Raw genomic sequence first — 7,353 nt, forward strand, 5'->3', positions numbered from 1 at the left:
CACGTGTTGTGCGGGTAAGCCGCGGTCGTCGGTGAGCCGGACTGGTATGCCGGGCAGGTGAACCGCGAGTCGACGCATGAGGTGCTTGTTGAGCGCGCCGCCGCCACACACCAGCAGTTCGCTCGCATCACCTGCATGAGCCTTGATGGCGCGGGTCCAAGTGAGTGCGGTCAACTCGCACAGCGTGGCCTGCACGTCTTCGCTGCGGCAGGCCACCCCGTGGCGTTGCAGCCGATCGGCCAGCCAGTCGGCGTTGAACAGATCCCGACCCGTGCTCTTGGGAGGCGGGGCGGTGAAATAGGGCTCTTCCAGCAACACATCGAGCAACTGTGGCTGGATCGTGCCGCTGGCGGCCCAGGTGCCATCGGCGTCGAAGCGTTGGCCGGTGTGGCGCAGGCTCCAGAGGTCCATCAGCACGTTGGCCGGCCCGCAGTCGAAGCCGGTGGTCTGACCGTCGGCGAGCAAGGCGGTCAGGTTGCTGATGCCGCCGAGGTTGAGCACTGCGCGTGTTTCGCCTGCGCAGCCGAACAGCGCGCGATGGAAGGCCGCCACCAGAGGCGCGCCTTGGCCGCCGGCCGCGACGTCGCGGCTGCGAAAGTCGGCCACCACCGCGATGCCGCTGCGCTCGGCCAGCACCGCCGGGTTGTTGATCTGCCACGTGTAGCCGAGCGTCGGGCGGTGGCGCACCGTCTGCCCGTGGCTGCCGACAGCACGCACGGCGCTGGCCTGCACTTTCGCCAACACGAGCAACTCGTCGACCACCTCGACGTACAAGCCTGCCAGGGTGCTGGCGGCCAGCGCCGAGCGGTGCAGTTCGTCGGGGCCGGAGCTGTTGAGCGCGAGCAGCTCGTCGCGCAGCGCTTCGGGGAAGGCGCGGTAGGCGTGCGACACCACTTTCGGGATGCCCGTGGCCGAGAACTCGGCCAGCACGCCATCCACACCGTCGAGCGAGGTGCCCGACATCAAACCTGCAAACAGTTCAGCCATCGCCGAATTGTGCATGGGCACAGGGCCCCGCGCCGCCTTACTCGGCGCGACCGGCGGCGTAAAGCTGCGGGTTGGCAACAGCCAACTCGAGCTGTTGGCGAAACTGCTTGGCTACCACGGCAAACTGCGCCTGCGCCGCCGCCGACAAGACCACCGCTTCCGAGGTCTTGGCGATGAGGGCCGGGTTCTCGTGCTGGCCCTTCACGCGCACTTCAAAGTGCAGGTGCGGCCCGGTCGCCCAGCCGGTGGCGCCGACGGCTCCAACCCGAGCGCCCTGCTCGACGCGCTGGCCCTTGCGCACATCGATGCGGCTCAGGTGGCCGTAAAGCGTGGTGCGGTCGTTGGCATGGCGAATCAGCACGGTGTTGCCGTAGCCGTTTTGCCAGCCGGCGGTCTCGACCACGCCGTCGCCCACGCTGCGCACCGGGGTGCCGGTGGGAGCGCCGTAGTCCACGCCCAGGTGGGCGCGCCAGACCTTGTGGATGGGGTGCATGCGCATCGAGAAGCCCGAGGTCACACGCGAGAACTCCATCGGGCTTGCCAGAAACGAGCGGCGCTTGCTCTCGCCGTTGAAGCCGTAGTAGCCACCCTTGCTGTTGGGTTCCTGGAACCACACGGCGGCGTAGCTGCGGCCGTTGTTGACGAACTCGGCGGCGAGCACACGGCCGGCGGCCTGGTTCCAGGTGATGGGTTCGCCGTCGGCGGTGAGCCCTTCGAAGAGCACGCTGAAGGTGTCACCACGGCGCAGCTCGCGGTGGAAGTCGATGTCGGTCGAGAACACCTCGGCCATCTGGGTCGCGATCGGGTCGGGAATGCGCGACTCATCGGTCGCTGCAAACAGCGAGCTGCGGATGGTGCCGCTGGCCAGCTTGACCTGGCTTTCGAGCGGGGCCACTTCGACCTTGGCCTGCAGCTCGCCGTTGACACGCGTGATGCGCAGTCGCGAGAAGTGCGTGCCGAACTGTTCTGAGCTTTCGGCCGGGTAACGCGCCACCAGCTCTTCGAGCGCGCCCGATTCGGCCGTGCGCACCTGCACCATCTTGCCAGCGCGGCCTTCGAGCAGCTTGCGTGCGGTCTTGTCGCTGCGCAGGAAAGCGGCGGCTGCTGCATCGGCCACGTTCAAGCGGGCCAGCAGGCTGTCAGCGGTGTCGGCGCTGCGGGTCAAATCGCTGCGATACAGCTCCAGCGAGTGCAGGGCCAGGGCTTCGAGCTGCGACGGGATGTCTTCAGGAGTGACGAATTCCGTCACCAAGCGCCGTGGCAGGTCGGCGGCGTCGGGGACCAACGGAGCGATACCGAAGGCGGTGACACCAAACCCCATCAAGCCCGCGACCAGCACGGAGGTGATCGTGCGCGGGTGCCGGCCAACGAATTGGGTGATGCGGGAGCCGGCCGAAGTGGCGGCGATTTCAAGCGATTCCAACGTACTCAATTTGGTCGTGGGCCATGAGGCCCTGGCTGCAAGCGCGGCATCGGGTGCTGCGCTCTGGTTGGTCTTGCTGCCCACGGGGCGTCCACTAGAATCGCGGACGCTTGGCGAGCCCCTTTTTCGGGGTGTTCCGTCGGGTGCGCGGCAGTATAACGACCGCTAATTCTTCAATACCCCGGATACCCCTCAGCTTCGGTTTCCCCCAATGTCACTAGCACCTCAGCACCCCATCACCGACAAGGTTCGTGAGGCCTTGGCGGTCTCTTTACGGGGCTGCGACGAACTGTTGCCGCAGGCCGATTGGGTGGCCAAGCTGGCCAAGTCAGAAGCAACGGGCGTGCCATTGCGCATCAAGCTCGGCCTGGACCCGACGGCGCCCGACATCCACCTCGGCCACACCGTGGTGCTGAACAAGATGCGCCAGCTGCAGGACCTGGGTCACACGGTGATCTTTCTGATCGGTGACTTCACCTCGATGATTGGTGACCCTTCCGGCCGCAACACCACTCGGCCGCCGCTCACCCGCGAGCAGATCGAAGCCAACGCCCAGACCTACTACAAGCAGGCGAGTCTGGTGCTCGACCCCAGCAAGACCGAGATCCGCTACAACTCCGAATGGAGTGACCCGCTGGGTGCGCGCGGCATGATCCAGCTCGCGTCTCGCTACACCGTGGCCCGCATGATGGAGCGCAACGACTTCCACGACCGATTCAAGGCAGGTACGCCGATCAGCGTGCACGAGTTTCTGTATCCGTTGATGCAAGGGTATGACTCGGTCGCGCTCAAGAGTGACCTCGAACTTGGCGGCACGGATCAGAAGTTCAACCTCCTGGTGGGCCGGGCTTTACAAAGCGAATACGGCCAGGAACCGCAGTGCATCCTGACCATGCCGCTGCTCGAAGGGCTGGACGGCGTGGAGAAGATGTCCAAGAGCAAGGGCAACTACATCGCCGTCACCGAAGCGGCCAACGACATGTTTGCCAAGCTGCTCTCCATCAGCGACGTGCTGATGTGGAAGTACTTCAACCTGCTGAGCTTTCGCCCCGAGGCCGAGATTGCCAGGCTCAAGGCCGAGATCGAGGGGGGTCGCAACCCGAAAGACGCCAAGGTGCAGCTCGCCAAGGAGGTCACCACCCGCTTCCACAGCGCGGCGGCGGCCGAGGCGGCCGAGGCCGACTTCAACCACCGCGCCAAGGGCGGTGTGCCCGACGAGATCGACGAGGTCTCGCTCAGCGGCGCGCCGCTGGGCATTGCCGCCTTGCTCAAGCAGGCCGGTCTCGCGCCGTCCGGCAGTGAGGCCACGCGCCTGATCGAAGGCAATGGCGTGCGGGTTGACGGCAGTGTGGTCAGCGACAAGGGTCTCAAGCTTGCCGCCGGTACCTACGTCGTGCAAGTGGGCAAGCGCAAGTTCGCCCGCGTCACCTTGGGGTGATGCACATGCGCCGCCGCGCCTGGCTGATCTGGGGCGCATCGCTCGCAGCCACTGTACGGGCTGCACCGACCCCGGCCGAGCGGGCGCGCATCGAGCGCTTGATCGAGTTTGTCGAGGCGCAGAAAGACATCCGCTTCGTGCGCAACGGCAGCAGCTACTCGCCCAAAGACGCTGCCAAGTTCTTGCGTCGCAAGTTCGAGAAGATGGGCGAGCACGTGAACACGGCCCAGCAGTTCATCGAGCAGATCGCGTCCAGGTCGAGCACCAGCGGCGAGGTCTATCTGATTCGCCACGCCGATGGGCGCGCGGTGCCGGCCGCCAGGTTCCTGGGTGACGAGCTCAAGCGCATGGACAGCCGCTGACCATCACGTTCACGCTCACGCTCACGCTGCGCGCATAAAAATGGCCGCCCGAAGGCGGCCAAAGAAGTTCCACTGAGGAGATCTGTTCAGGCGCGGGCCGCGCTCAGTCGGCGTATTGGCCGTTGGCCTTGATGAGCGGCGTCCAGCGGTTGATTTCGGCTTCGACGAACTTCTTGTGATCCACCGGGTTGACCCGCGCATCGGCCGTGACCACCGCGCCCAGCGACTCTTCGTTCTTGATGAAGGTGCCGTCCTTGAGCGCGACCTTCAGCGCCGCGTTGATCTTGTCGAGCACCGCCTTCGGCGTGCCCTTGGGAGCGTAAAGCGCGTGCCAGATGGTCACGTTGAAGCCCTTGAGGCCGGCCTCGTCGAGCGTGGGCAGCGCGGCCAGCGCGGGGATGTTGAGGCGCTTCGGCGTGGTCACGGCGAAGGCCTTGACCTTCTTGGCTTCGATCTGGCCGGTGGTGTTGGTGGTCTGGTCGCACATGATGTCGACTTGCCCGCCCAGCAGGTCGTTCATCGCCGGCGCCGTGCCCTTGTAGGGCACCGGTGTCATGTCGGCCTTGAGCGTGCTTTGCAGCAGCATGCCGCACATGTGCGAGGCCGAGCCCAGGCCAGCGTTGGCGATGTTGACCTTGCCCTTGTTGGCCTGGATCCAGGTCGCCAGCTCAGCGTAGTTGTTGGCGGCCAGCGTGGGGCGGCTGATCAGCGTCATCGGCACTTCGTTGATGAGGCCCAGGTACTCGAAATCTTCGAGCGGCTTGAACTGCAGGTTGCGATACAGCGCCGGCGCAGTCGCCATGCCGATGTGGGTGATGAGCAGGGTGTAGCCATCGGGTGTGGCGCGGGCCACCTTCGAAGCCCCCAGCGTGCCGCCGGCTCCGGCCACGTTGTCGATCACCACGGGCTGGCCGCCCAAGGGCTTGCGCACGGCTTCGGCGAAGTCGCGCCCGACCTTGTCGGTGGGGCCGCCCGCAGCGAAGGGGATCACGATCGTGACGGCTTTTTCGGGGTACTCGGCGAAGGCGCTGGTGGCCAGCAGGGCGAGCGCAGAGGCGAGCAGGTTTTTCATCATGGCCATGTGTCCTTCAGGCGGGGTGAGCGAATGAAGGAATGCTAAGGACGGCAAACCCCCCCGCCATGGCGGAAACTACGTAATCGGCCGCGCGGGTTTACTCGAATCGGCGTGTGTCGTCGATCACCTTGCCGTCGTTGGGCAGGCTGCCCGGGGCGCACAGCTCGACCTCGCCGCGCAGCTTGGTGATGTCGCGGATGGCGTCGGCCAATCGTGCGCTCAAGTGATCTGGCGCGGCGGTGGTTTCCACCTTCAGCGTCATGCGGTCGTTGGCCATTTCACCGCAGATCACCAAGCGGGCCTTGCTCACTTCGGGAAAGCGCTTCACCACCTCGGCCACCTGGCTCGGGTGCACGAAGAGGCCACGCACCTTGGCCGTCTGGTCGGCGCGGCCCATCCAGCCTTTGATGCGGGTGTTGGTGCGCCCGCTCGGGCAGGTGCCGGCCAGCACGGCCGACAGATCGCCGGTGCCAAAGCGGATCAAGGGGTAGTCGGGGTTGAGCGTGGTGACCACCAGCTCGCCCACTTCGCCTTCGGGCACCGGGTCGCCGGTGCCGGGGCGCACGATCTCGACGATCACGCTTTCATCGAGCACCAGGCCCTGGCGCGCCGAGGTTTCGTAGGCCACGGTGCCCAGGTCGGCGGTGCCATAGAACTGGTAGGCGGTGATGCCACGTTCGGCCAGCCAGTCGCGCAGGCTCGGCGGGAAGGCCTCGGCGCCGACCGCCGCCTTGCGCAGCGACGGGATCGGCGTGCCCATCTCGGCCGCCTTTTCGACGATGAGCTTCAGAAAACTCGGCGTGCCCATGTAGCCCGCCGGTTTCAGGTCGGCGATGGCCTGCACCTGCAGCTCGGTCTGGCCGGTGCCACCGGGGAAGACGGTGCAGCCCAGGGCCTGCGCGCCGGTCTGCATCATCGAGCCGGCGGGTGTGAAGTGGTAGCTGAAGCCGTTGTGCGCCAGGTCGCCCGCGCGAAAGCCGGCGGCAAACAGCGCGCGCGCCACACGCCAGTAGTCGGGGGCCGCGCCTTCGGGTTCGTAGAGCCGGCCGGGCGACTGGAAGACGCTCTTCGCAGCACCCCAACCGAGGGCCGAGAAGCCGCCAAACACATCGGAGTCGCGCTCGGCGTGCTGGCGTTCCATCAGCTCGTGTTTGCGGATCACGGGCAGGCGAGCGAGCGCGGCGCGGCTGGTGACCGTGTGGGCCGCCACACTTTGCAGGCTGTGTGCGAAGGCAGTGGTGCGCGCCTGCGCATGCGCCACTTGCAGTGGCAGTGCCGCCATCAGGGCCTGTTCGCGCTCGGCAGGCGTGCGGGTTTCGAGTGCGTCGTAGTGTTCGTTCATCACTCGGCGTCCTGTTGCCAGCGCGTCAGGCGCTTCTTCACTTCATCGACGCACTTGCGCACGTCGGCACTGTTCTTCAGCGTGAACGTCTGCCACTCGGGCGACGTGGCGGGGCGCTTGGCCAGGCGGGCCGTGATGGTCGACGCGTCGGCAGCGAGATCGACCACACGTTTGCCGCCGATCTCGAAGCCGGTGCCGCGCTCAGCGAGTGGCTTGAGATCACGCAACTGGCGCTTCAAGGTGACCAGCGCTTCGTCGGGCTTGAACGCGGGAAGGGCGAAGAAGTCTTCACTCATGCCAACCACCTCTTGCGTCGTTTGTAGCTCTTGACGTCGCGGAAGCTCTTGCGGTCGCCGCCGCCGTCTCTTGATCCTCCGGTCCCAAGGTAGAACTCTTTCACGTCTTCGTTGTCGGCCAAGGCCGAGGCCGCACCATCCATCACGATGCGTCCGTTCTCCAGGATGTAGCCGTAGTCGGCATAACGCAGCGCCATGCTGGTGTTCTGCTCGGCCAGCAAGAAGGTCACGCGCTCGCGCGTGTTGAGGTCTTTGACGATCTCGAACACCTCTTGCACGATCTGCGGCGCGAGGCCCATCGAGGGCTCGTCGAGCAGCACCATCTTCGGGTTGGCCATCAGCGCGCGGCCAATGGCGCACATCTGCTGCTCCCCGCCCGAGGTGTAGGCCGCCTGCGAGCTGCGGCGTGTCTTCAAACGCGGGAAGTAGT

At 66.0% G+C, this 7,353-nt stretch carries 8 protein-coding genes; 2 read left to right on the forward strand and 6 right to left on the reverse strand.

Annotation, left to right across the window (positions count from 1 at the left end; translation table 11 throughout):
- Both RMO40_RS03320 and RMO40_RS03325 read right to left on the reverse strand, forming a co-directional pair.
- A partial coding sequence (locus RMO40_RS03320) for an anhydro-N-acetylmuramic acid kinase (RefSeq protein WP_309716294.1) occupies window positions 1–987 on the reverse strand: 987 nt, incomplete at its 3' end.
- A 37-nt stretch (window positions 988–1,024) separates the two neighbouring features.
- The gene (locus RMO40_RS03325) at window positions 1,025–2,410 is read right to left on the reverse strand and encodes a peptidoglycan DD-metalloendopeptidase family protein (protein WP_309716298.1); all 1,386 of its coding nucleotides are present in this window, start codon (window positions 2,408–2,410) and stop codon (window positions 1,025–1,027) included.
- Between the two features lie 211 nt (window positions 2,411–2,621).
- Between RMO40_RS03325 and tyrS the strand changes: the two genes are divergently transcribed.
- Both tyrS and RMO40_RS03335 read left to right on the forward strand, forming a co-directional pair.
- Window positions 2,622–3,848, forward strand: coding sequence for a tyrosine--tRNA ligase (gene tyrS, locus RMO40_RS03330; RefSeq protein WP_309716300.1), 1,227 nt, complete (start codon window positions 2,622–2,624; stop codon window positions 3,846–3,848).
- 5 nt (window positions 3,849–3,853) lie between these two features.
- Window positions 3,854–4,210, forward strand: a complete 357-nt coding sequence (locus RMO40_RS03335; protein WP_309716302.1) for a DUF5329 family protein — start codon at window positions 3,854–3,856, stop codon at window positions 4,208–4,210.
- Between the two features lie 103 nt (window positions 4,211–4,313).
- On the opposite strand, the gene RMO40_RS03340 is transcribed toward RMO40_RS03335, so the two are convergent.
- The 4 genes from RMO40_RS03340 to RMO40_RS03355 form a co-directional block, all read right to left on the reverse strand.
- On the reverse strand, window positions 4,314–5,285 hold the full coding sequence (locus RMO40_RS03340) for a tripartite tricarboxylate transporter substrate-binding protein (protein WP_309716305.1): 972 nt from the start codon (window positions 5,283–5,285) through the stop codon (window positions 4,314–4,316).
- Between the two features lie 97 nt (window positions 5,286–5,382).
- A complete protein-coding gene (locus RMO40_RS03345; protein WP_309716308.1) occupies window positions 5,383–6,627 on the reverse strand; it encodes an AMP-binding protein in 1,245 nt (414 codons plus the stop codon).
- Window positions 6,627–6,923, reverse strand: a complete 297-nt coding sequence (locus tag RMO40_RS03350; RefSeq protein WP_309716309.1) for a hypothetical protein — start codon at window positions 6,921–6,923, stop codon at window positions 6,627–6,629. Before RMO40_RS03350 ends, RMO40_RS03345 begins: the two co-directional genes overlap by 1 nt.
- On the reverse strand, window positions 6,920–7,353 hold a 434-nt coding region (locus RMO40_RS03355), incomplete at its 5' end, for an ATP-binding cassette domain-containing protein (RefSeq protein WP_309716311.1). The genes RMO40_RS03350 and RMO40_RS03355, both read right to left, overlap by 4 nt.

Origin of the sequence: Rhizobacter sp., assembly GCF_031412075.1 — a bacterium.
Taxonomy (GTDB): Bacteria; Pseudomonadota; Gammaproteobacteria; order Burkholderiales; family Burkholderiaceae_C; genus Rhizobacter.